We start from the raw sequence: 21222 nt of genomic DNA on the forward strand, positions 1-21222 counted from the left end.
CCACACCACGTGGCCGTCAGGCTTCAGGGCGCGGCGCGTACGCAAGGAGGATCGAGAACTGATGGCAGGCAACTCGGACCCGCTCTCGCCGCGGGCCAAGCTGGCCGTGACCGCGGGCAAGGCGGTCGCGGCGGCATCGCGCGCCGCAGGACGCGGCAGCGGTTCGGTGATCGGCGGCCGGGTCGCGCTCAAACTCGACCCCGACCTCCTCGCCCGGCTCGCGCAGCATCTGGACGTGATCCTGGTCTCCGCGACGAACGGCAAGACCACCACCACCCGGCTCATCGCCGAGGCCCTGCGCGCGGCGGGACCGGTCGTCTCCAACGCGCTCGGCGCCAACATGCCGGCCGGCATCACCTCGGCCCTCGCCGGCAGCTCGGACGCCCGCTACGGCGTCATCGAGGTCGACGAGAAGTACCTCGCCGGTGTCGCCGGGGACACCGCCCCGAAGTGCATCGCCCTGCTCAACCTCTCGCGCGACCAGCTCGACCGCGCCGCCGAGACCCGCATGCTCGCCGAGAACTGGCGGGAGGGGCTCGCGGGTTCCAAGGCCGTGGTCGTGGCCAACTGCGACGACCCGCTGGTGGTGTGGGCGGCGTCCTCCTCCCCCAATGTGATCTGGGTCGCGGCCGGGCAGATGTGGAAGGACGACGCCTGGTCCTGCCCGTCGTGCGGTGGCGTGATGCAGCGCCCGGGCGACGACTGGTTCTGCGGCGAGTGCGGCTTCCGCCGTCCGACGCCGAGCTGGGCGCTCTCCGGCGACCACGTCCTCGACCCGCACGGCTCGGCCTGGCCGATCCACCTCCAGCTGCCCGGCCGCGCCAACAAGGCCAACGCCGCCTCCTCGGCCGCCGTCGCCGCCGTGTTCGGGGTGCCGCCGCAGGTCGCGCTGGAGCGCATGTACCAGGTGCAGGCGGTGGCCGGGCGTTACGACGTCGTCCAGTTCCAGGGCCGCGACCTGCGTCTGCTGCTCGCGAAGAACCCGGCCGGCTGGCTGGAGACGTTCTCCCTGATCGACCCGCCGCCCACCCCGGTCATCCTCTCCGTGAACGCCCGCGGCGCCGACGGCACCGACACCTCCTGGCTGTGGGACGTCGACTACACGCGCCTGACCGGCCACCCGGTCTGCGTGGTCGGCGACCGGCGCCTGGACCTGGCGGTGCGCCTGGAAGTCGCCGACCAGCACTTCCAGGTCTACGACAACCTCGACCAGGCCGTGGCCGCCTGCCCGCCGGGCCGGATCGAGGTCATCGCCAACTACACGGCGTTCCAGGACCTCCGCCGCCGCGTCGGCAACTGAGCACGAGACGTCAGGGGACTTTTGTGAGCGACAACCAACTGCGCATCGTCTGGATCTATCCCGACCTGCTCAGCACCTACGGCGACCAGGGCAACGTCCTCGTCGTCGAACGCCGGGCCCAGCAGCGCGGCCTGGACGTGGCCCGGCTGGACGTGCGCAGCGACCAGCCGATCCCGACCTCCGGGGACATCTACCTGATCGGTGGCGGTGAGGACCGTCCGCAGCGGCTCGCCGCCGAGCGGCTGCGCCGGGACGGCGGGCTGACCCGGGCCGTGGAGAACGGCGCCATCGTGTTCTCCGTGTGCGCTGGCTACCAGATCCTGGGCCACGAGTTCATCAACGACCTCGGCCGGCGCGAGCCCGGCCTCGGGCTGCTGGACGTGGTGTCGACGCGCGGCGAGGGCGCCCGCTGCGTCGGTGACGTGCTGGGCGACGTCGACGCCCGGCTCGGCCTGCCCCCGCTGACCGGCTTCGAGAACCACCAGGGCGTCACCCACCTCGGCCCCACCGCCCGCCCCCTCGCCCGGGTGCGCTTCGGCAACGGCAACGGCACGGGCGACGGCACGGAGGGCGCGTACAACGACACCGTGTTCGGCACGTACATGCACGGGCCGGTACTCGCGCGCAACCCGCTGATCGCGGACCTGATGCTGAAGCTGGCCCTCGACGTCAACGCGCTGCCCCCGACCGACGACCGCTGGTACGAGGCACTCCGCAACGAGCGCATCGCCGCTGCTCAGCAGCCTGCGTGAGCGCTGCGCCGCAACGTGTCCGAAGAACGCGTCAACCTGCTGGTCAACAGCCCGTCTGACGGCGCATCCGCACAGGTGAGCGGGGTCGTCCAGCAGGCGGACGCGTGCTTCGGTCCGGGACCTGGATGCCGCTAGGGTGGCGGGGATTCGAGCCGGACAACGTGGTCCGGATCCGGCCCACGTGGAGAAGGTATTCGGGCTATGCGCATTGGTGTCCTCACGTCCGGCGGCGACTGCCCCGGCCTGAACGCCGTCATCCGGTCCGTCGTGCACCGTGCCGTCGTCGACCACGGCGACGAGGTCATCGGCTTCCGGGACGGCTGGAAAGGCCTCCTGGAGTGCGACTACCTCAAGCTCGACCTCGACGCGGTGGGCGGCATCCTCGCCCGCGGCGGCACGATCCTCGGGTCCTCCCGCGTCCAGCCCTCCCATCTGCGGGACGGCGTGGAGCGGGCCAAGGGCCATGTCCGGGAGCTCGGCCTCGACGCGATCATCCCGATCGGCGGCGAGGGCACGCTCAAGGCCGCGCGGCTGATGTCGGACAGCGGCCTGCCCGTCGTGGGTGTGCCGAAGACCATCGACAACGACATCGCGGTCACCGACGTCACCTTCGGCTTCGACACGGCCGTGGGCGTGGCGACCGAGGCCCTGGACCGGCTGAAGACCACCGCCGAGTCCCACCAGCGGGTCCTGGTGGTCGAGGTCATGGGCCGGCACACCGGCTGGATCGCGCTGCACTCCGGCATGGCCGCCGGCGCGCACGCCATCGTCGTCCCCGAGCGGCCCTTCGACGTCGACGAACTGACCCGCAAGGTGGGTGAGCGGTTCGAGGCGGGCAAGCGCTTCGCCATCGTCGTGGCGGCGGAAGGTGCCAAGCCCAAGCCCGGGACCATGGAGTTCGACGAGGGCGGCAAGGACATCTACGGGCACGAGCGGTTCGCCGGGATCGCCCGGCAGCTGTCGGTGGAGCTGGAGGGGCGACTCGAGAAGGAAGCCCGGCCGGTGATCCTCGGACATGTGCAGCGCGGCGGTACGCCGACCGCCTACGACCGGGTGCTGGCGACGCGGTTCGGGTGGCACGCCGTGGAGGCCGTGCACCGCGGTGAGTTCGGGCACATGACCGCGCTGCGGGGCACCGACATCGTGATGGTGCCGCTCGCCGAGGCCGTCGAGACGCTGAAGACCGTGCCGGAGAACCGGTACGAAGAGGCGGAGTGCGTGCTCTGAGAGCGCTGTAGTCGGCCGGGTGCGGGCCGTTCGTGGCCTGTCGCGCCCACGCGGCGGAGCCGCGTGGTGAACACAGCCCCGCGCCCCTGAGACGTCGTACCGCCCCCGGTCGCAATGACGACCGGGGGCGGTTCTAGTCTTGGGGCGGACAGACGGCTGCACACCCCCACGAAACAGGAGCCGGCGGATGGATCACAGCGGGCACGGCATGACCATGGATCTGCCGCCGTTCACGCTGGGACGAGGGCTGGAGTGGTCGGCGGACCCGTTCTTCCTCGTCGCCTGCCTGGCCGGGCTGGTCCTGTACGGGTGGGGTGTCGTGCGGCTCGTCCGGCGCGGCGACGGCTGGCCCGTGGGGCGGACGGTCGCCTACGTCCTGGGCGTGCTGACCATCATGCTCATGATGTGCACCCAGCTGAACGACTACGGCATGGTCATGTTCAGTGTGCACATGGTGCAGCACATGGTCATCAGCATGGTGTCGCCCATCCTGATCCTGCTCGGGGCGCCGATCACACTGGCGCTGCGGGCGCTGCCGACCGCGGGCCGGGGCCGCAAGGGGCCGCGTGAGCTGCTGCTGATGTTCCTGCACAGCCGGTACATGCGGATCATCACGCACCCGGCGTTCACGATCCCGCTGTTCATCGCGAGCCTGTACGGGCTGTACTTCACGCCCCTCTTCGACACCCTGATGGGTTCCAAGGTGGGGCACATCGCGATGATGGTGCACTTCCTCGCCGTGGGCCTGGTGTTCTTCTGGCCGATCATGGGCGTGGACCCGGGCCCGCACCGCCCGGGCTACCTGATGCGGATGCTGGAGCTGTTCGCGGGCATGCCGTTCCACGCGTTCTTCGGGATCGCGTTGATGATGGCGTCCGCGCCGATGATCGAGACGTTCGAGAACCCGCCCGCCTCGCTCGGTATCGAGGCGCTCTCCGACCAGAACGCGGCGGGCGGCATCGCCTGGGCGTTCAGCGAGATCCCGTCCGTGCTGGTGCTGGTCGCCCTGCTGTTCCAGTGGTACGCCTCGGACCAGCGGCAGGCCAGGCGCACGGACCGGGCCGCCGACCGCGACGGGGACAAGGAACTCGAGGCGTACAACGCCTATCTGGCCTCGCTGAACACGCAGGGGCGCTGAACCCGACTCGTGTACGGGCCGTGCGCGCCGGGCTTGCGCCAGGCACCATGGAGGAACCGAACCATGAGGAGGGTGCCGCGATGCCCGGTTCCACGAACGGTTCCAACTCGACCAAGACCATGGGAGTGATCACCGTGGGCGGGCTGGTCCTGGTGACGGCCTACACGGTGGCGCTCGGGAGCAACGGCTGGCTGTGGTTCGGCTGGGTCGTCCTGGGTCTGATCACCCTGGGACTGGTGGTGACCGCGCGCAGCACCTGACGGCTCACTCCCGGGTCAGCCGGGCCGCCGAGTGCACGCCCGGCTGGTACTTCGGGAGCCGGACCGTGATCTTCATGCCCGCGCCCGCGGCTGTCTCGATGACGAGGCCGTAGTCGTCGCCGTAGACCTGGCGGAGCCGGTCGTCGACGTTGGAGAGGCCGATGCCGCCCGAGGGGCTGACCTCGCGGGCGAGGATGCGGCGGAGCAGACCCGGGTCCATGCCGGCGCCGTCGTCCTCGATGACGACGAGCGCCTCGGCGCTCGCGTCCTGGGCGGTGATCTGGATGTGGCACCTGCCCGAGGGCACGGCCTTGCCCTCCAGGCCGTGCTTGACGGCGTTCTCGACGAGCGGCTGCAGGCACAGGAACGGCAGGGTCACCGGCAGCACCTCCGGCGCTATCTGGAGGGTCACGGAGAGGCGGTCGCCGAAGCGTGCCCGCACCAGCGCCAGGTAGTGGTCGATGGCGTGGAGTTCCTCGGCGAGGGTGGTGAAGTCGCCGTGCCGGCGGAACGAGTAGCGGGTGAAGTCGGCGAACTCCAGGAGCAGCTCGCGGGCTCGCTCGGGGTCGGTGCGGACGAACGAGGCGATCACCGCGAGCGAGTTGAAGATGAAGTGCGGGGAGATCTGCGCCCGCAGCGCCTTGATCTCCGCCTCGATGAGACGGGTGCGGGACTGGTCGAGATCGGCCAGTTCCAGCTGGACCGAGACCCAGCGGGCGACCTCGCCGGCGGCCCGGACCAGGACGGCCGACTCGCGGGGCGCACAGGCGACCAGAGCCCCGTGCACCCGGTCGTCGACGGTCAGCGGGGCGACGACCGCCCAGCGCGCCGAGCAGTCGAGGCTGTCGCAGGTGAGCTCGAAGGCCTCACCGCGGCCGGTCTCCAGGGAGTTCGCGAGGCGTTCCATGATCTCGGTGCGGTGATGGTCGCCGTCGCCGTCCCAGACCAGGACCTGCTCGCGGTCGGTGAGGCAGAGGGCGTCCGTGCCGAGCAGCGAGCGCAGTTTGCGGGCGGACTTGCGGGCGGTCTCCTCGGTCAGGCCGGCCCGCAGCGGGGGCGCGGCGAGGGACGCGGTGTGCAGGGTCTCGAAGGTGGCGTGCTCGACGGGTGTGCCGAGGCCGGCGAGGCTCGTGGCCCGGGCGGTGCGCCGGCCGAGCCAGACGCCCAGGGCGAGCACCGGGAGCACCGCGACGCACAGGCCCGCCAGGAAGCCGCTCATGCCGGCACCTCCGTGCGCAGTTCCTCGGGCAGGTGGAACCGGGCCAGGATCGCCCCGGTGCCGGGCGGGACCCGGCCGGGGGTGGCCAGGGACACCAGGATCATGGTGAGGAAGCCCAGCGGCACCGACCACAGCGCGGGCCAGGCGAGCAGGGCGTGCAGTGCGGCGCCCTCGCCCGGGTAGCCCGCCATGGTCGCGGCGACGGCGAGCAGGGCGGAACCGCCGCCGACCAGCATCCCGGCGGCGGCGCCGGGCGGGGTCAGCCGCCGCCACCAGATGCCGAGGACGAGCAGCGGGCAGAACGACGACGCCGACACGGCGAAGGCGAGCCCGACGGCGTCGGCGACCGGCAGCCCGCCGACCAGGACGCTCGCCGCCAGGGGCACGGCCATGGCGAGGACCGTCCCGAGCCGGAAATGCCGCACGCCCCGGGACGGCAGGACGTCCTGGGTGAGGACGCCGGCGACCGCCATGGTCAGCCCCGAGGCCGTGGACAGGAACGCGGCGAAGGCGCCCCCGGCGACCAGCGCCCCCAGCAGATCGCCGCCCACTCCGCCGATCATCCGGTCGGGCAGCAGGAGGACGGCGGCGTCCGGATCGCCGGTGAGGGTGAGTTCGGGGGCGTAGAGGCGGCCGAGGGCGCCGTAGAGGGGTGGCAGGAGGTAGAAGGCGCCGATCAGGCCGAGGACCGCGACGGTGGTGCGGCGGGCGGCGACGCCGTGCGGGCTGGTGTAGAAGCGGACCACGACGTGCGGCAGGCCCATGGTGCCGAGGAACGTGGCGAGGATCAGCCCGTACGTGGCGTAGAGGGGGCGTTCCTGGCGGCTCTCGGCCTGGGACGGGGACAGGTCGCCGCCGCCGCTGCCCCCGGCACGGGGGACGGGGGCGCCCGCGGCGAAGGTGAGGCGGGTGCCGCGTTCGATGTGGTGGGTGCCCGCGGGGAGTGTGAGGCGGGCCTCGGTGTGCGTCCGGCCGTCGACGGTGCCGGTCACGGTGACCGGCAGGGGGCGGTCCAGCTTCAGGTCGATGCCGTCCTCGACGAGGACGGCGCGCTGCTCGCGGAAGGTGGCCGGTTCGTCGAAGGCGTGCCGGGGGGCGCCGTCGCTCTGCCAGGCGAGGACCAGGAAGAGGGCGGGGACGAGCAGGGCGGTGAGCTTCAGCCAGTACTGGAAGGCCTGGACGAAGGTGATGCTGCGCATGCCCCCGGCGGCGACGATGGCGGTGACGACGACGGCGACGATCACTCCGCCGAGCCAGTCGGGTGCTCCGGTCAGCACGGTCAGGGTCAGTCCGGCGCCCTGGAGCTGGGGCAGCAGGTACAGCCAGCCGACGCCGACGACGAAGGCACCGGCCAGGCGCCGCACGGCCTGGGAGGCGAGGCGGGCCTCGGCGAAGTCGGGGAGGGTATAGGCGCCGGAGCGGCGCAGCGGGGCGGCGACGAACAGCAGCAGGACCAGATAGCCGGCGGTGTAGCCGACCGGGTACCAGAGCATGTCGGGACCCTGGACCAGGACCAGGCCCGCTATGCCCAGGAAGGAGGCGGCGGAGAGGTACTCCCCGCTGATGGCGGCGGCGTTGAGGCGGGGACCGACGGTGCGCGAGGCGACGTAGAAGTCGGAGGTGGTGCGGGAGATGCGCAGGCCGAAGGCGCCGACGAGGACCGTCGCGACCACGACGAGGGCGACGGCGGCGATGGCGTAGCTGGAGTTCATCGGAGGATTCAGCGGTCTTCGACGAGGCGTACGAAGTCGCGTTCGTTGCGTTCGGCGCGGCGGACGTACCAGCGGGCGAGCAGGACGAGGGGGGCGTAGAGGCCGAAGCCGAGGACGGCCCATTCCAGGCGGCGGGCGTCGGGCATCGCCGCGAAGAGCAGCGGCAGCGGGCCGACGAGCAGGCCGAGGACGGCGAACACGGTGAGCGCGGCGCGCAGTTGGGTGCGCATCAGGGAGCGGACGTAGGTGTGGCCGAGGGTGGTCTGCTCGTCGATCTCGGTGCGCGGGCGGTAGTAGCCGGAGGCCGCTCGGCGGGTCTGCCGGGGCGGTCCGGTGACGACGACGCGGCGTTCGGTGTGGTCCTGGGGCACTGTCACGGCCTCCTCATGAGCAGGTCGCGCAGTTCGCGCGTGTGGCGGCGGCTGACCTGGAGTTCCTCGGAGCCGACGAGGACGCTGACGGTGCCCGCGTCGAGCCGGAGTTCGCCGATGTGGCGCAGGGCGACGAGGTGGCGGCGGTGGATGCGGACGAAGCCGCGGGAGCGCCAGCGCTCCTCCAGGGTGGACAGCGGGATGCGCACCAGATGGCTGCCCTTGTCGGTGTGCAGGCGGGCGTAGTCGCCCTGGGCCTCGACATGGGTGATGTCGTCGACGGCGACGAAGCGGGTCACGCCGCCGAGCTCGACGGGTATGTGGTCCGGGTCGGGTTCGTGCACGGGGATGCGCGGGGCGGCGCCGCGCAGCTCGGCGGCCCGGCGGACGGCCTCGGCGAGCCGCTCCTTGCGGACCGGTTTGAGGACGTAGTCCACGGCCTTGAGGTCGAAGGCCTGTACGGCGAAGTCCTCGTGGGCCGTGACGAACACGACGAGCGGCGGCCGGGCGAAGCCGGTGAGCAGCCGGGCGAGGTCGAGGCCGTCGAGGCCGGGCATCTGGATGTCGAGGAAGACGACGTCGATGGCCTCCGGCCCGTCCGGCCCGGACTCCAGGGCACGGTTCATGCGGCGCAGCGCCTCGGTGGCGTCACCGGCGCCCTCCGCGCTGCCGATCCGGGGATCGGCCCGCAGGAGGTAGAGCAGCTCCTCCAGCGAGGGGCGTTCGTCGTCGACAGCCAGGACGCGCAGCATGAACCCGGAGTGTAGGGGTGATCCCCGCCGTCCGGACACGTGGATACAGTGCCCGCATGAACAGCAGGTCGTCCTCGCCGTTCGACGAACTCGACCGGAAGATCATCACGGCGTTGATGGCGAACGCCAGGACGTCGTTCGCCGAGATCGGCACGGCGATCGGCCTGTCGGCCACGGCGGTCAAGCGGCGGGTCGACCGGCTGCGCGAGACCGGCGTGATCACCGGGTTCACGGCCACGGTGAAGCCGTCGGCGCTGGGCTGGCGCACGGAGGCCTACGTCGAGGTGTACTGCGAGGGCGCCGCCCCGCCGCGGCGGCTGGCCGAGGTCGTGCGCGACTACCCGGAGATCACCGCGGGGATGACCGTGACCGGCGGCGCGGACGCGCTGCTGCACGTGCGGGCGCGGGACGTGGAGCACTTCGAGGAGGTGCTGGAGCGGATCCGGCAGGAGCCGTTCATCCGGAAGACGATCAGTGTGATGGTGCTGTCCCACCTGCTCCCCGAGAGCCCGGAGGCGGGAGCAACCCATCCGGCGCCCGAAGAGGGTTGGGGCGGCGCATCAGACGTGCGCTGAGCGGGCTGAAGACGCAGCGTTCCTGCGCGAACACGCAACCATTGTCGCTTGTCGGGCACCTCCGCCGGTTCCTACCGTTGTGTCAATCACCAGTCACACACCGTGAGGAAGCGGAGGGACCCCTCTGTGCCCGACTCCCGTGTGCCGCGCCGGCGGCGCTACCTCGTCTGCGAACCCAGACATTTCGCCGTGCAGTACGCGATCAACCCGTGGATGCGCCCCGGCGAACCCGTCGACGTCCTCCGCGCCGTGGACCAGTGGCAGGCGCTGGTCGACGCCTACCGCGCCCACGGCCATACCGTGGACACCGTGAAACCCGTTCCCGGTCTGCCCGACATGGTCTTCGCCGCCAACGCGGCGGTCGTGGTCGACGGCCGCGTCTTCGGTTCCCTCTTCCACGCACCCGAGCGCCGTCCGGAGTCCGTGCCGTACGAGGCCTGGTTCAAGGCGGAGGGCTACGAGGTCTATCACCCCGAGTCGGTCTGCGAGGGCGAGGGCGACCTGGTGCCGTCCGGCCGCTGGATCCTGGCCGGGACGGGCTTCCGTACGACCCGGGAGGCCCACAGCGAGGTGCAGGAGTACTTCGGAACGCCGGTGATCAGCCTGACGCTGGTGGATCCGTACTTCTACCATCTGGACACGGCACTGTTCGTCCTCGACGAGGAGAACATCGTGTACTACCCCGAGGCGTTCTCGCCGGGCAGCCGCGAGGTGCTGGCCCGGCTGTACCCGGACGCGGTGCTCGCCACCCGCGAGGACGCGATGGCGTTCGGGCTCAACTCCGTCTCCGACGGGCGCCATGTGTTCATCCCACCCGGGGCGACGGCCCTGGCCGAGCAGCTTTCCGGCCGCGGCTACGTCCCCGTCCCCGTCGACCTGTCCGAGTTCCAGAAGGCCGGTGGCGGCATCAAGTGCTGCACCCAGGAGATCCGGGAGAACCGCCCATGACCGCACCCGTCCGCACCCAGGGCTCGCAGGGGACGCGGGGCTCCGAGGAGCTGATCCGCGCCGAGGAGCCGGTCCTCGCGCACAACTACCATCCGCTGCCCGTCGTCGTGGCCCGCGCCGAGGGCACCTGGGTGGAGGACATCGAGGGCCGGCGCTACCTGGACATGCTGGCCGGCTACTCGGCGCTCAACTTCGGCCACCGGCACCCGGCGCTGATCGAGGCGGCCCACCGCCAGCTCGACCGGCTGACGCTCACCTCGCGCGCCTTCCACAACGACCGGCTCGCCGGGTTCGCGGAGCGGCTGGCCGCGCTGACCGGCATGGACATGGTGCTGCCCATGAACACCGGCGCGGAGGCGGTGGAGAGCGGGGTGAAGGTGGCCCGCAAGTGGGCCTACGACGTCAAGGGCGTACCGGCCGACCGGGCGACGATCGTGGTCGCGGCGGACAACTTCCACGGGCGTACGACGACGATCGTCAGCTTCTCCACGGACGAGACGGCCCGGGCGGGCTTCGGGCCGTTCACGCCCGGCTTCCGGGTGGTGCCCTACAACGACCTGGCCGCGATGGAGGCGGCGGTCGACGAGACGACGGCGGCGGTGCTGATCGAGCCGATCCAGGGCGAGGCCGGGGTGATCATCCCCGAGGACGGTTATCTGGCGGGCGTGCGGGAGCTGACCCGCCGCAAGGGCTGCCTGTTCATCGCGGACGAGATCCAGTCCGGGCTCGGCCGCACGGGCCGCACACTGGCGGTCGAGCACGAGCCGGTGGTGCCGGACGTGCTGCTGCTGGGCAAGGCGCTGGGGGGCGGGATCGTGCCGGTGTCGGCGGTGGTCGGGCGCCGGGAGGTGCTCGGGGTGCTGCATCCCGGGGAACACGGCTCGACGTTCGGCGGCAATCCCCTGGCGGCGGCGGTCGGTACGGCGGTGGTGGAACTGCTGGAGACGGGCGAGTTCCAGCGCCGGGCGACCGAGCTGGGCGTGATCCTGCGCGACGGACTGACGCGGCTGGTCGGCAAGGGCGTGGTCGGCTTCCGCTCGCGTGGGTTGTGGGCGGGCGTGGACGTCGACCCCGCGCTCGGCACGGGCCGCGAGATCAGCGAGCGGCTCATGCGGGAGGGAATCCTGGCGAAGGACACCCACGGCTCGACGATCCGCCTGGCCCCGCCGCTCACCATCACGGCCGAGGAGCTGCGGGGGGCGCTCGCGGCGCTGGAGAAGGCACTGGGGTGAGCGGCCGGGCCGCCACCGGGGTGGGGAGCGACACGGTCCCCCGCGAGGCGGGCAGGAGCGGATGGCCCGGTGGCGGGCCCTCGGCGGGGCGTCGGCGACGCGGAGCAGACGGACCGCGCAGGCGCTGACGGCTGCGCCCGCGCCCGGGCACAACCGTCCGGCCCGACGCGGTCGGCGCCCGTACCGGCTGGTCCGGCGAGGACGCCTCCCGTCGTTCACCGGCGTGTTCACGCGGGAGGGCGAGGTCCTGCGGTTCGTCGTTCACGCCGCCGGTGCCCAGCTTCCCGACCCGGGTCTGGCCCCCGGCCCCGGACTGCCCGGCCACCTCGAGGCCCGGTGAGGTGGCGAGTGACACCTCGGTCGCCTTGATCAGGGCGACGACGGGGATCCCGGGCGACAGCGCGAGGTGCTCCGAGGGTGTCGCCGCCTCCGCCCCGACGCGCCGTCCCCTTGTCCGTCGAGATCACGCGGGGCCGGTGGGCCGTCCCCACCCCACCGGCCCCGCCCAGGCCGCCCGCTGTCGCCGGAAGGGTGAAGATTGGGGCAAGAGGTGGTAGACCACTCTCAGCGACAGAGAGGTCGGCCGTGGGCGCAGACGACGAGTACGGCGGTGCCCGGCAGCGGTTCGACGTGGCCGACGCGGCGCCCCTGTTGCTCGATCCACAGGGCGTGGTGACGGGCTGGACCAGCGGTGCCCGGCGACTGTTGGCGTACCCGGCTTCCGAGGCGGTCGGCAGGAAACTGACCGATCTGCTGGTCGCCGAGGACGCGCAGCGCGTGCCGGACCTGGTCGAGCGGTGCCGCGGGGACGGCGGCTGGACGGGGCTGCTGACGGCCCGCCGCAGGGACGGGCAGCCGGTGAAAGTCGTGGCCCGGATCGCCTCGGCCGAGGAGGCGCACGGCGGGTCGCGCTGGCTGATGCTCCTGTCGGAGCTGGCCGACGCCCCCGGCTGGGACATGAGCCGCACGGTCCTGGAACAGCTGACGGCGGGTGCCCCGGTGGGTATCGCGATCGTGGACACGGACCTGCGCTTCGTGTGGTCGAACGCCGCCCTGGAGCAGTTCGGCGGCGGTCCGGCGGCGCGACGGCTCGGTCTGCGCTTCGCGGACGTCCAGCCGGGCATGGACGCCCAGGCGGTCGAGGCGCAGATGCGGCATGTGCTGGAGACCGGTGAGGCGGTGATCGGTTACGAGCACGTGGGTCATGTGCGCTCGGCACCGTTGCGCGAGACGGCGCACATGCTGTCGTTCACCCGGCTCGAGGACGACCGGGGTCATCCGATCGGTGTGTACTACACGGTCGTCGACATGACCGAGCGGCACCGCGCGCGGCAGCGGCTGGCGCTGCTCGACCGGGCCGGCCAGAGCATCGGACGCAGTCTGGACCTCACACGCACCGCCCAGGAGCTGGCGGACGTGGCCGCGCCGGGGCTGGCCGACTTCGTCACCGTGGACCTGCTGGAGTCGGTGCTGCGGGGAGCCGAGCCGGCTCCCGGACCGCTCGCGGAGTCGCGGGAGCCGGTGGAGCTGCGCCGCGCCGGATACCGGTCCGTACAGGACGACCTCACGGAGGCCGTCATCGCGATCGGCGAGGTGGTCGCCTTCCGGGCCGGGACGCCCCCCTTCCGTTGTCTGGCCACGGGACGGTCCTGGCGTGAGGAGCGGCTCGACCCGCTGATCCGGGACTGGACCACGGACACTCCGAGCGGCCGCAGGGCCACATTCGGGGAGCTGGGTCTGCACAGCGTGATGGCCGTGCCGATCCGCTCGCGCGGCACGACGCTGGGCATCACGACCTTCTACCGGCGCCACCAGCGGGAGCCCTTCGACGCGGAGGACCTGCGGCTGGCCGAGGATGTCGTCGCCCGTGCGGCCGTCTGTGTGGACAACGCCCGCCGCTACACCCGGGAACGGGACGCCGCGCTCGTCCTGCAGCGCAGTCTGCTCCCCCACCGGCTGCCCGAGCAGGACGCCGTCGAGGTCGCCGCGTGTTACCGGCCGGCCGACGAGCTGACCGGACTGGGCGGTGACTGGTACGACCTGATCCCGCTGTCCGGGGCGCGTGTCGCGCTGGTCGTGGGCGAGGTGCCCGGGCACGGCATCGACGCCGCGGCGGCCATGGGACAGCTGCGGACCGCCGTACGGACGCTGGCGGCTCTGGATCTGCCGCCCGAGGAGGTGCTGGCGCATCTCGACGACCTGGTGGCGCGGTCGGCGCGGGAGGAGGGCGCCGAGCCGGGCACGGTCGGCGCCGCGGGCACGCAGTGCGTGGGCTCGGCATGCCTGTACGTCGTCTACGACCCGGTCGACGGGGAGTGCGCGATGGCCGCGGCGGGGCACCCCGCACCGGCCGTGGTGCTGCCCGACGGCTCGGTCGTGTTCGTCGACCTGCCGCAGGGGCCGCCGCTCGGCGTGGGCGGCCCGCCCTTCGAGGCGGTCGAGCTGTCCCTCGCGGAGGGCAGCACGCTCGCGTTGCACACCGACGGACTGCTGGCCCGGGGCGAGACCTGGGCCGTCGACGCGGGCCGGGAGCGGCTGCGCGGGGCGCTGGAGCGGGCGGGTCCGCTCGAGTCGTACTGCAGGGCCGTGGTCGACGCGCTGGTCCCGGCCCGCCCGTACGACGACGTGGTGCTGCTGATGGCCCGGACGAAACGTCTCGGCACCGAGCAGGTCGCGGCCTGGGAACTGCCCTCGGACCCGGCCGTGGTCGCCGACGCCCGCCGCACGGCCACGCGGCAGCTCGCGCGCTGGGGCCTGGACGAGCTGGCCTTCACCACGGAGCTGGTGGTGAGCGAGCTGGTCACCAACGCCATCCGGTACGCCACCGGGACCATCCGGCTGCGGCTGATCCGGGAGCGGGCCCTGATGTGCGAGGTTCTCGACGGCGGCGCCACCGCACCCCATCTGCGTCATCCCCGTACGACGGACGAGGGCGGGCGCGGGCTGCTGCTGGTCTCCCAGCTCACGCAGCGATGGGGCACGCGGTTCGTCCCCGAAGGGAAGATCATCTGGGCCGAGCAGTCACTGACGGACCTCCCCGGATGAAGCCGGTTGAGGATCCTCCATACCGTGCGAAACTGGTGTGATCCGGCGGCGGTGAGGCGGCAGCCATGGCGGACACGGCGATCGACTACGGGGCGGTGTTCAAGGCCCTGCCCGGCATGGTGGCGCTCCTGACACCCGATCTGGTGTACGCGGACGTCAACGAGGAGTTCGTCCGGGTCTCCGGCCGCTCACGGGAGCAGCTGATCGGCAAGTACCTGTTCGACGTCTTCCCGGACAACCCGTCCGATCCGGCCGCGTCGGGGATGCGCAACCTGGAGGCCTCGCTGTACCGCGTCCTGGCCACGGGGGAACGCGACACCATGGCGCTGCAGCGCTACGACGTCCAGGATCCCGAGCGGCCCGGCGAGTGGCAGCAGCGCTACTGGAGCCCGGTGAACGCGCCGCTGCTGGGCTCGGACGGCAAGGTCGCGCTGATTCTGCACCGCGTGGAGGAGGTCACGGAACTGATCCGGGCCCGGGGCGGCGCTCCGGGGGACCGGGGCAGCCGGGCCCGGGTGCTGGAGGCCGAGCTGTACACCCGTGCCCGGGAGCTGCAGGAGCTCAACGAGCGGCTGCGCCAGGCCCATTCCCGGGAGCGCGAGGTGGCGCTGGCGTTGCAGGAGGCGATGCTGCCCGCTCCCCGGCAGGTCGGCCACCATCGGGCCGCCGTCCGGTACCGGCCCGCCGTGGGCGCGCTCAACGTGTGCGGGGACTGGTACGACCTGGTCGATCTGGTGGGCGGCGACCGTATCGGCGTGTCCGTGGGCGACGTGGTCGGGCACGGGCTGGCGGCCGCCGGGGTGATGGGCCAGTTGCGCAGTGCCCTCAGCGCGGCCTCCCGGGTCTCGGCGGGGCCGGCCCAGGCCCTGGACGTGCTGGGGCGCTACGCCCATGTGATCGACGGGGCCGAGTCGGCGACCGCCGTGACGACCTTCATCGACTGTGACCGCCACGTCATCACGTACAGCAGCGCCGGTCACCCCCCGCCGGTGCTCGTCCACGCCGACGGCCGCACGGAGTTTCTGGATCAGGCCACGGACACGCCGCTCGACGCGCGCCCGGACCCGATCCGCAGACCCCAGGCGGAGACCACGTTCTCGCCGGGCGCGACGCTCGCGCTCTACACCGACGGCCTGATCGAACGGCGGCGCGAGGACATCGACACGGGCCTGGGCCGGCTCGCGGACGCCCTGCGCGACCATCGGGACCAGGACCTCGAGACCCTCGCCGACACCGTGCTGTCGGAGTTGCTGCCGCCCGGCGGCGCCACCGACGACACCGCGCTGATCATCGTGCGTCTGTGATCTACCTGGGGGTCCTGCCGTGGTCCAGCAGCCGGACACGGTCGATGTTCTGCCGGTCCTCGGCGTCCGCGCTGGGCTCGCCGGCGAACCACGCGTCGAGGATCTCCGTCAGCAGCGGCTGCGACGTCAGCCGCAGGCTGAGCGCGAGCACGTTGGCGTCGTTCCAGCGGCGTGCCCCGTCGGCCGTGTAGGCGTCCGTGCACAGGGCGGCCCGCACGCCGGGCACCTTGTTGGCGGCGATCGAGGCGCCCGTGCCGGTCCAGCAGCAGACCACCGCCTGGTCGGCCGTGCCGTCGGCGACCTCGCGGGCGGCGGCCTCGGAGCACACCGCCCACTGGGGGTCCTCCCCCGGGCGCAGCGCGCCGTGCGGGCGCACCTCGTGCCCCCGCTCGCGCAGGGCGGCCACGAGCAGGCGGGCGACGGGTTCGTCCATGTCCGAGGAAACAGAGATCCGCATGTCTGGCAGGTTACTCGCCGAGGCGGCGCGGGCCGGCGGCCACCACGGCTGCCCGCCCGCAAGAACCGCGGGCCCGCCACGCACCCCCGCCATCGCGCCGCGCCTCCCGTTCGGCTTGCCCGTCACCCGGACGGCGCAGCACGCCGGCCCCGTGGTTCTCCCCAGCCGCACGAGCACCACCGTCACGGCCGCACGAGCACCACCGCCGCGCGTCTTCCTGACTGACCATCAGTCAATTGGCGAAGGATCTGTGCGGTCCGGCCGCACGAGGTGCCCGGCGACCACGCCTGCACCTACACTGGCACCCCACGACATGCCGGTTGACCTGCTGGAACGCGGCGGTTGAGTCCACTGCGAGAGTCGAGGAGCGCCCGCTTTGTTCTACTACCTGCTGAAATACGTGCTGCTGGGCCCGCTGCTGAGACTGGTCTTCCGGCCTCGTATAGAGGGCCTGGATCACGTTCCCGCGGAGGGCGCCGCCATCATCGCCGGCAACCACCTGTCGTTCTCGGACCACTTCCTGATGCCCGCGATCCTCAAGCGCCGCATCACCTTCCTCGCGAAGGCCGAGTACTTCACGGGTCCGGGCGTCAAGGGCCGTCTGACGGCCTTCTTCTTCCGCAGCGCCGGCCAGATCCCGGTCGACCGTTCCGGCAAGGACGCGGGCCAGGCGGCGATCCGCGAGGGCCTCGGCGTGCTGAGCAAGGACGAGCTGCTCGGCATCTACCCCGAGGGCACCCGCTCGCACGACGGCCGCCTGTACAAGGGCAAGGTCGGAGTGGCGGTGATGGCTCTGAAGGCCGGCGTCCCGGTGATCCCCTGCGCCATGATCGGCACCTTCGAGGCCCAGCCGCCCGGCAAGGTCATCCCCAACCTCCACCCCGTCAAGATCCGTTTCGGCGAGCCCCTCGACTTCTCCCGCTACGAGGGCATGGAGAACGAGAAGGCCGTTCTGCGCGCCATCACCGACGAGATCATGTACGCGATCCTCTCCCTGTCCGAGCAGGAGTACGTCGATCGGTACGCGGCCGTGGTGAAGGCCGAGGAGGCCGCCGCCAAGGAGCGCAAGTTCCGCCGCCTGCCGCTGCGCTGAGCTCTGCTGTCGGCAGAGGCCGGTTCCCGGCAGGCCCGCGGCGATCTACCGTCGCGGCATGAGGAGAGCGGTGGTGATCGGGGCGGGCGGGCAGCTCGGGAAGCCGGCGGTGAAGGCGCTGGCGCGGGACGGCTGGGAGGTGACGGCCGCCTCGCGCGGCGGCGGCCGGGACGAGAACTGGCCGGACGAGGTGCGGACACGGCGCCTGGACCGCGAGGACGACGCGGCGTTCGACGCCCTGATCGGCGACGGCTGCGACCTCGTGGTCGACATCGTCGCCTACGGAGCCCGGCACGCACGGCAGTTGACGCACCGGGCCGACCGGATCGGCTCGGCCGTGGTGGTGTCGAGCGTGTCGGTGTACGAGGACGGCACGGGCCGTGGCTTCGACACCATGGGTGAGCCGGACGGCCTTCCCCGGTATCCCGTACCGCTCACGGAGGACCAGGTCACGGTCCCGCCGGGGGACGCCACCTACAGCACCCGCAAGGTGGCCCTGGAGCGTGAACTCCTGGCGGCGGGCGACCGGTTGCCCACGACCGTGCTGCGCCCGGGGGCGATCCACGGACCGTGCAGCCCGCTCCCCCGGGAGCTGTACTTCGTCAAGCGGAACCTCGACGGCCGGCGCCGCAGGGTGCTCGCCTTCCGGGGCGGGAGCCTCTTCCACACCTCTGCCGCGCGCAATGTCGCCGAACTGATCCGGCTGGCGGCGGCACGGCCGGGCTCGCGGATCCTCAACGCCTGCGATCCACGGCCGCCGACCGCGGTGGAGATCGGGGCGGCTGTGGACGCGGTCATGGAGACGGAGACGGAGACGGTCCTGCTGGACGGCCCGGCGCAGGCGTCCGTGGGCGGCTCACCGTGGTCGGTGGAGCTGCCGGTGGTGTGCGACATGTCCGCCGCCCAACGGGAGCTGGGTTACCGGCCGCTCGTCCACTACCCGGACAGCCTGCCGGAGACGGTCGAGTGGCTCGTCCGCCGGCTGTCCGAGCAGGACTGGCGGGAGGCGTTCCCCGCCTTGGCCCGCGTCTACCCGGACCTCTTCGACTACGCGGCCGAGGACGCCTGGTTCGCGGCCCGGCAGGCGTAAGGAAGGGGCGGCCGGTGTCCCGGCCGCCCCTCACCACCGTACGGACGCGGCTACGGCTTCGGCGTGGCGTGCGGTGGGCAGGTCACGTCGGCGCCGTCCGGCTTGCCGGTGAGCAGGTAGCTGTCCACCGGGGGTTGATGCAGGGGTTGACCAGGCTGGTGACGCCGGGGGAACCCGCGTCCTTCTCCGTGATCAGACGGGAGCCCTTGAACCGCTTGTGCAGCTCCACAGCGCCCTCGTGCGGGGTGGCCGCGTCCCGCTCGGACTGGACGACGAGCACGCCGGGCAGGCCCTTGCCGGTCTTGACGGTCACCGGCGCGTGCTGCTTGGTCGGCCAGGCGGGCGCACGGCAGGTTCATCCAGCGTTGGCCCAGGTCATGAAGGGGTGGTCGCGGTGCAGCCGGGTGTCGTCCCGGTCCCAGGTGCACCGCCAAGTGGTGGCCACTGGCATCGGCGCACTCCACGGCCGTGCAGACGGCGTTGCCGTTCTCCGGCGGGACGTTCTTCTCTGCCCCTCCTATGAACGGAGGTCCGATGCTGCTCTGCGGACGGTTACGGTCGAGGGGCGAGGGACCTCAGACTCTCGTCGAGCAGCCGCCGCAGCCGCAGGGCATCCGGCGCCACCGCGGTCACCAGCGCGGCCGGCCCGGCGAGCGGCACCACCGAGGCCCTCTCCCCCAGCATCCCGGCCGTCACCGGCTCGGCGGCGAACTCCGGTCGCACCACGACCAGTTGACCGACCGCGCGATGTCCCGCCAGCACGGCCGGCCCGTCCCAGCCGCCGGGCGCGCCGGGGCCGCAGGCCAGCTCCTGGTCAAGCACGGTCTGCCCGGCGACCCGCACGGTCAGACGGCTCGTGAGCCGCCCGGGTTCCTCTCCTACCCGCCCGAGCACCTGCTCCTCGCGCAGCACGAGCCGGGCCGTGGCGGCCAGCTCCACGCGAGTGCCCACAGACAGGTCGCTGCCCTGGGCGGAGATCAACTGCTCGGGAAGCCAGTGCAGTTCGGCCTGGTCGGCGACCTCTATCCGGACGTCGTAGCGGGCGTCGCCCTTCACCTGGCCGGGCAGCGCGATGGTGGCGGCGGCCGATCCGACGGACAGCCGCGCTCCCTGTTCCACCCGGGCGTCCACGGTGAAGTGGTCCCCGCCGAGCGGTCCGCTCATCGCACCGACCAGCATGACCCGCGCCTCGCAGCCGGTGGCCCGGGTGCGCCGCAGCGCCAGGGGCCCGTCGCTCTCCAGCACGGGCAGCGAGGTTCCGCCCCGCCCATCGGCACGGGCGACGATCCGAGCGAGGGACCGCACCCCGGCGCCGGCGCGCCCGCTCATGCCGTCCACGCGGCGAGCCGCGCACGCACCCATGCGGCGACGTCCGCCACCCCGGCCTCGCTCCGCAACGACTGGAAGACGACCGGCAGTTCGGCACGCTGCGCTTTGGCGTCGGCGGCCATCCGGGCCAGGTCGGAACCGACGTACGGGGCGAGGTCGGTCTTGTTGACGACGAGCAGGTCGGCGGTGGTCACGCCCGGTCCTCCCTTGCGCGGGATGTCGTCGCCCCCGGCCACGTCGATGACGAAGATCTGCGCGTCGACGAGCCCTTTGGAGAAGGTCGCGGTGAGGTTGTCCCCGCCGGACTCCACGAGGACCAGGTCCAAGGGCCCGACCGCGTCCTCCAGGTCCTCCACCGCCTCCAGGTTCGCGGAGATGTCGTCCCGGATCGCGGTGTGCGGGCAGGCCCCCGTCTCCACGGCGGTGATCCGCTCGGGCGGCAGCACGGCCTCACGGAGCAGGAACTCGGCGTCCTCCCGCGTGTAGATGTCGTTGGTGACGACGGCGAGCGACAGCTCGTCCCGCAGCGCCCGGCAGAGCGCGGCGACGGTGGCGGTCTTCCCGGACCCGACGGGGCCGCCGAGCCCGATGCGCAGGGCACGGCGGCGGCCGTCGGGGCGCAGGGCGTCGGCGCTGACGGCGGCGGGGCCCTGGTGGGTGTGGTCGAGGTGCATGGGAGCGACTCCTCCGTTGGTGTCCGGCTGATGCGGGTGGGGACGACGGGCTCGGCGACCCGCTAGGAGGCGAACAGCCGCACGGCCCACCCCGCGTGGGCCTCGGCCCCGATCTCCAGCAGTGGCGCCGACCCCGCCGGCAACGCGTCGACTCCCTCGTCGACGACCCGGCGCGCCGCCTCCACCGCCCGGTCCGCGACCCGGTCGACCTCCGGCGCCAGCCGGGCCAGGACACCCGTCGCGTCGAACGGGTCCAGACTCAGCAGCCGTACCGTCGCCGACGCGGGCCCGCTCACGCTCTCGTACGCCGCGCAGTACGCCGCGTCCACCGGGCCGAGTCCCGCCGCCCGGGCGGCCAGCCCCAGCACCACCGGCTGGTGTGCGCCCCTGGGGAACTCCCTGCCGAGTGCGTCCAGCTCGGCGGACGGCCAGGTCGACCGTGCGGCCCGCAGCAACTGCCGCCCCAGCTTCCGGGCGGCGGTCCGCAGGGCGGGCGACGGCGTCCGCGCGTCCGCGGCGCGGTCCAGCGCGACGGGATCGATCCCGAGCGCCGCGGCCGCGGACAGCCCCGCCGCCACCAGTCCCGCCGTGTGCAACCGACCCCGGCAGAACTCGCCCAGGCTCGCCGCCCCGCTGATCCGCCGGGCCTTGACCGCCGCCTCGGCACCCCCGGAGTGCGCATGCCCTCCGGCGGGGAACCGCCCGTCGGCCAGGACGAGAAGCGCTGCTCGCGACATCAGACCA

At 72.6% G+C, this 21222-nt stretch carries 21 protein-coding genes and 1 pseudogene; 13 read left to right on the forward strand and 9 right to left on the reverse strand.

What is annotated here, in order from left to right; all coding sequences use genetic code 11:
* The first annotated feature begins 61 nt into the window (after positions 1 to 61).
* The 5 genes from ABTX62_RS03240 to ABTX62_RS03260 all read left to right on the forward strand — a co-directional run bounded on the left by ABTX62_RS03240 (position 62) and on the right by ABTX62_RS03260 (position 4677).
* The gene (locus ABTX62_RS03240; protein WP_352114558.1) at positions 62 to 1300 is read left to right on the forward strand and encodes a MurT ligase domain-containing protein; all 1239 of its coding nucleotides are present in this window, start codon (positions 62 to 64) and stop codon (positions 1298 to 1300) included.
* A gap of 23 nt (positions 1301 to 1323) precedes the next feature.
* Complete coding sequence (locus tag ABTX62_RS03245; protein WP_352114559.1) at positions 1324 to 2052, forward strand: type 1 glutamine amidotransferase; 729 nt, start codon at positions 1324 to 1326, stop codon at positions 2050 to 2052.
* A 201-nt stretch (positions 2053 to 2253) separates the two neighbouring features.
* A complete protein-coding gene (locus ABTX62_RS03250; protein ID WP_352114560.1) occupies positions 2254 to 3279 on the forward strand; it encodes a 6-phosphofructokinase in 1026 nt (341 codons plus the stop codon).
* A 187-nt stretch (positions 3280 to 3466) separates the two neighbouring features.
* Positions 3467 to 4417, forward strand: coding sequence for a cytochrome c oxidase assembly protein (locus ABTX62_RS03255; protein ID WP_352114561.1), 951 nt, complete (start codon positions 3467 to 3469; stop codon positions 4415 to 4417).
* Between the two features lie 80 nt (positions 4418 to 4497).
* A complete protein-coding gene (locus ABTX62_RS03260) occupies positions 4498 to 4677 on the forward strand; it encodes a hypothetical protein (protein ID WP_283970897.1) in 180 nt (59 codons plus the stop codon).
* A 4-nt stretch (positions 4678 to 4681) separates the two neighbouring features.
* Here ABTX62_RS03260 and ABTX62_RS03265 read toward each other — a convergent pair whose 3' ends face one another.
* The 4 genes from ABTX62_RS03265 to ABTX62_RS03280 are packed head-to-tail and all read right to left on the reverse strand — an operon-like array spanning position 4682 to position 8731.
* Entirely contained in the window at positions 4682 to 5896 is a 1215-nt protein-coding gene (locus tag ABTX62_RS03265; protein WP_352114562.1) for a sensor histidine kinase, read from the reverse strand.
* Positions 5893 to 7608, reverse strand: coding sequence for a sodium/solute symporter (locus tag ABTX62_RS03270; RefSeq protein WP_352114563.1), 1716 nt, complete (start codon positions 7606 to 7608; stop codon positions 5893 to 5895). The genes ABTX62_RS03265 and ABTX62_RS03270 overlap by 4 nt, the downstream gene beginning before the upstream one ends.
* An 8-nt stretch (positions 7609 to 7616) precedes the next feature.
* Positions 7617 to 7979: a hypothetical protein gene (locus ABTX62_RS03275; protein WP_352114668.1), complete on the reverse strand. Its 363-nt coding sequence runs from the start codon at positions 7977 to 7979 to the stop codon at positions 7617 to 7619.
* A gap of 2 nt (positions 7980 to 7981) precedes the next feature.
* Positions 7982 to 8731, reverse strand: coding sequence for a LytR/AlgR family response regulator transcription factor (locus tag ABTX62_RS03280; protein WP_352114564.1), 750 nt, complete (start codon positions 8729 to 8731; stop codon positions 7982 to 7984).
* Between the two features lie 56 nt (positions 8732 to 8787).
* On the opposite strand from ABTX62_RS03280, the gene ABTX62_RS03285 reads away from it, so the two are divergent.
* The 6 genes from ABTX62_RS03285 (at position 8788) to ABTX62_RS03310 (ending at position 15835) form a co-directional block, all read left to right on the forward strand.
* Complete coding sequence (locus ABTX62_RS03285; RefSeq protein WP_352114565.1) at positions 8788 to 9306, forward strand: Lrp/AsnC family transcriptional regulator; 519 nt, start codon at positions 8788 to 8790, stop codon at positions 9304 to 9306.
* Positions 9307 to 9432: 126 nt separating this feature from the next.
* On the forward strand, positions 9433 to 10254 hold the full coding sequence (gene ddaH / locus ABTX62_RS03290; RefSeq protein ID WP_352114566.1) for a dimethylargininase: 822 nt from the start codon (positions 9433 to 9435) through the stop codon (positions 10252 to 10254).
* Positions 10251 to 11486 carry an ornithine--oxo-acid transaminase gene (gene rocD, locus ABTX62_RS03295; protein ID WP_352114567.1) on the forward strand — a complete coding sequence of 412 codons (1236 nt, stop codon included), beginning with the start codon at positions 10251 to 10253 and terminating at the stop codon, positions 11484 to 11486. Before ddaH ends, rocD begins: the two co-directional genes overlap by 4 nt.
* 61 nt (positions 11487 to 11547) lie before the next feature.
* Complete coding sequence (locus ABTX62_RS03300; RefSeq protein ID WP_352114568.1) at positions 11548 to 11826, forward strand: hypothetical protein; 279 nt, start codon at positions 11548 to 11550, stop codon at positions 11824 to 11826.
* A 245-nt stretch (positions 11827 to 12071) separates the two neighbouring features.
* Positions 12072 to 14531 (forward strand): SpoIIE family protein phosphatase, encoded by a 2460-nt coding sequence (locus ABTX62_RS03305; RefSeq protein WP_352114569.1) that lies wholly within the window; start codon positions 12072 to 12074, stop codon positions 14529 to 14531.
* 65 nt (positions 14532 to 14596) lie between these two features.
* Positions 14597 to 15835 carry a PP2C family protein-serine/threonine phosphatase gene (locus ABTX62_RS03310; RefSeq protein ID WP_352114570.1) on the forward strand — a complete coding sequence of 413 codons (1239 nt, stop codon included), beginning with the start codon at positions 14597 to 14599 and terminating at the stop codon, positions 15833 to 15835.
* A gap of 1 nt (position 15836) precedes the next feature.
* On the opposite strand, the gene ABTX62_RS03315 is transcribed toward ABTX62_RS03310, so the two are convergent.
* Positions 15837 to 16292 carry an RpiB/LacA/LacB family sugar-phosphate isomerase gene (locus ABTX62_RS03315; protein WP_352114571.1) on the reverse strand — a complete coding sequence of 152 codons (456 nt, stop codon included), beginning with the start codon at positions 16290 to 16292 and terminating at the stop codon, positions 15837 to 15839.
* A 376-nt stretch (positions 16293 to 16668) separates the two neighbouring features.
* On the opposite strand from ABTX62_RS03315, the gene ABTX62_RS03320 reads away from it, so the two are divergent.
* Positions 16669 to 17385 carry a lysophospholipid acyltransferase family protein gene (locus ABTX62_RS03320; protein ID WP_352114572.1) on the forward strand — a complete coding sequence of 239 codons (717 nt, stop codon included), beginning with the start codon at positions 16669 to 16671 and terminating at the stop codon, positions 17383 to 17385.
* A 58-nt stretch (positions 17386 to 17443) separates the two neighbouring features.
* Entirely contained in the window at positions 17444 to 18475 is a 1032-nt protein-coding gene (locus ABTX62_RS03325; protein WP_352114573.1) for an NAD-dependent epimerase/dehydratase family protein, read from the forward strand.
* Positions 18476 to 18525: 50 nt separating this feature from the next.
* Here ABTX62_RS03325 and ABTX62_RS03330 read toward each other — a convergent pair.
* From ABTX62_RS03330 to ABTX62_RS03345, 4 genes and pseudogenes are all read right to left on the reverse strand, one after another.
* Positions 18526 to 18972 (reverse strand): annotated as a pseudogene (locus ABTX62_RS03330) (alpha/beta hydrolase); the annotation flags it as partial.
* Positions 18973 to 19027: 55 nt separating this feature from the next.
* Complete coding sequence (locus ABTX62_RS03335; protein ID WP_352114574.1) at positions 19028 to 19804, reverse strand: urease accessory protein UreD; 777 nt, start codon at positions 19802 to 19804, stop codon at positions 19028 to 19030.
* The gene (ureG, locus tag ABTX62_RS03340; RefSeq protein WP_352114575.1) at positions 19801 to 20478 is read right to left on the reverse strand and encodes an urease accessory protein UreG; all 678 of its coding nucleotides are present in this window, start codon (positions 20476 to 20478) and stop codon (positions 19801 to 19803) included. Before ureG ends, ABTX62_RS03335 begins: the two co-directional genes overlap by 4 nt.
* Positions 20479 to 20540: 62 nt before the next feature.
* The gene (locus tag ABTX62_RS03345; protein WP_352114576.1) at positions 20541 to 21215 is read right to left on the reverse strand and encodes an urease accessory protein UreF; all 675 of its coding nucleotides are present in this window, start codon (positions 21213 to 21215) and stop codon (positions 20541 to 20543) included.
* Positions 21216 to 21222 lie beyond the last annotated feature (7 nt).

The sequence above is a fragment of the Streptomyces sp. NPDC096046 genome (assembly GCF_040303285.1).
GTDB lineage: Bacteria > Actinomycetota > Actinomycetes > Streptomycetales > Streptomycetaceae > Streptomyces.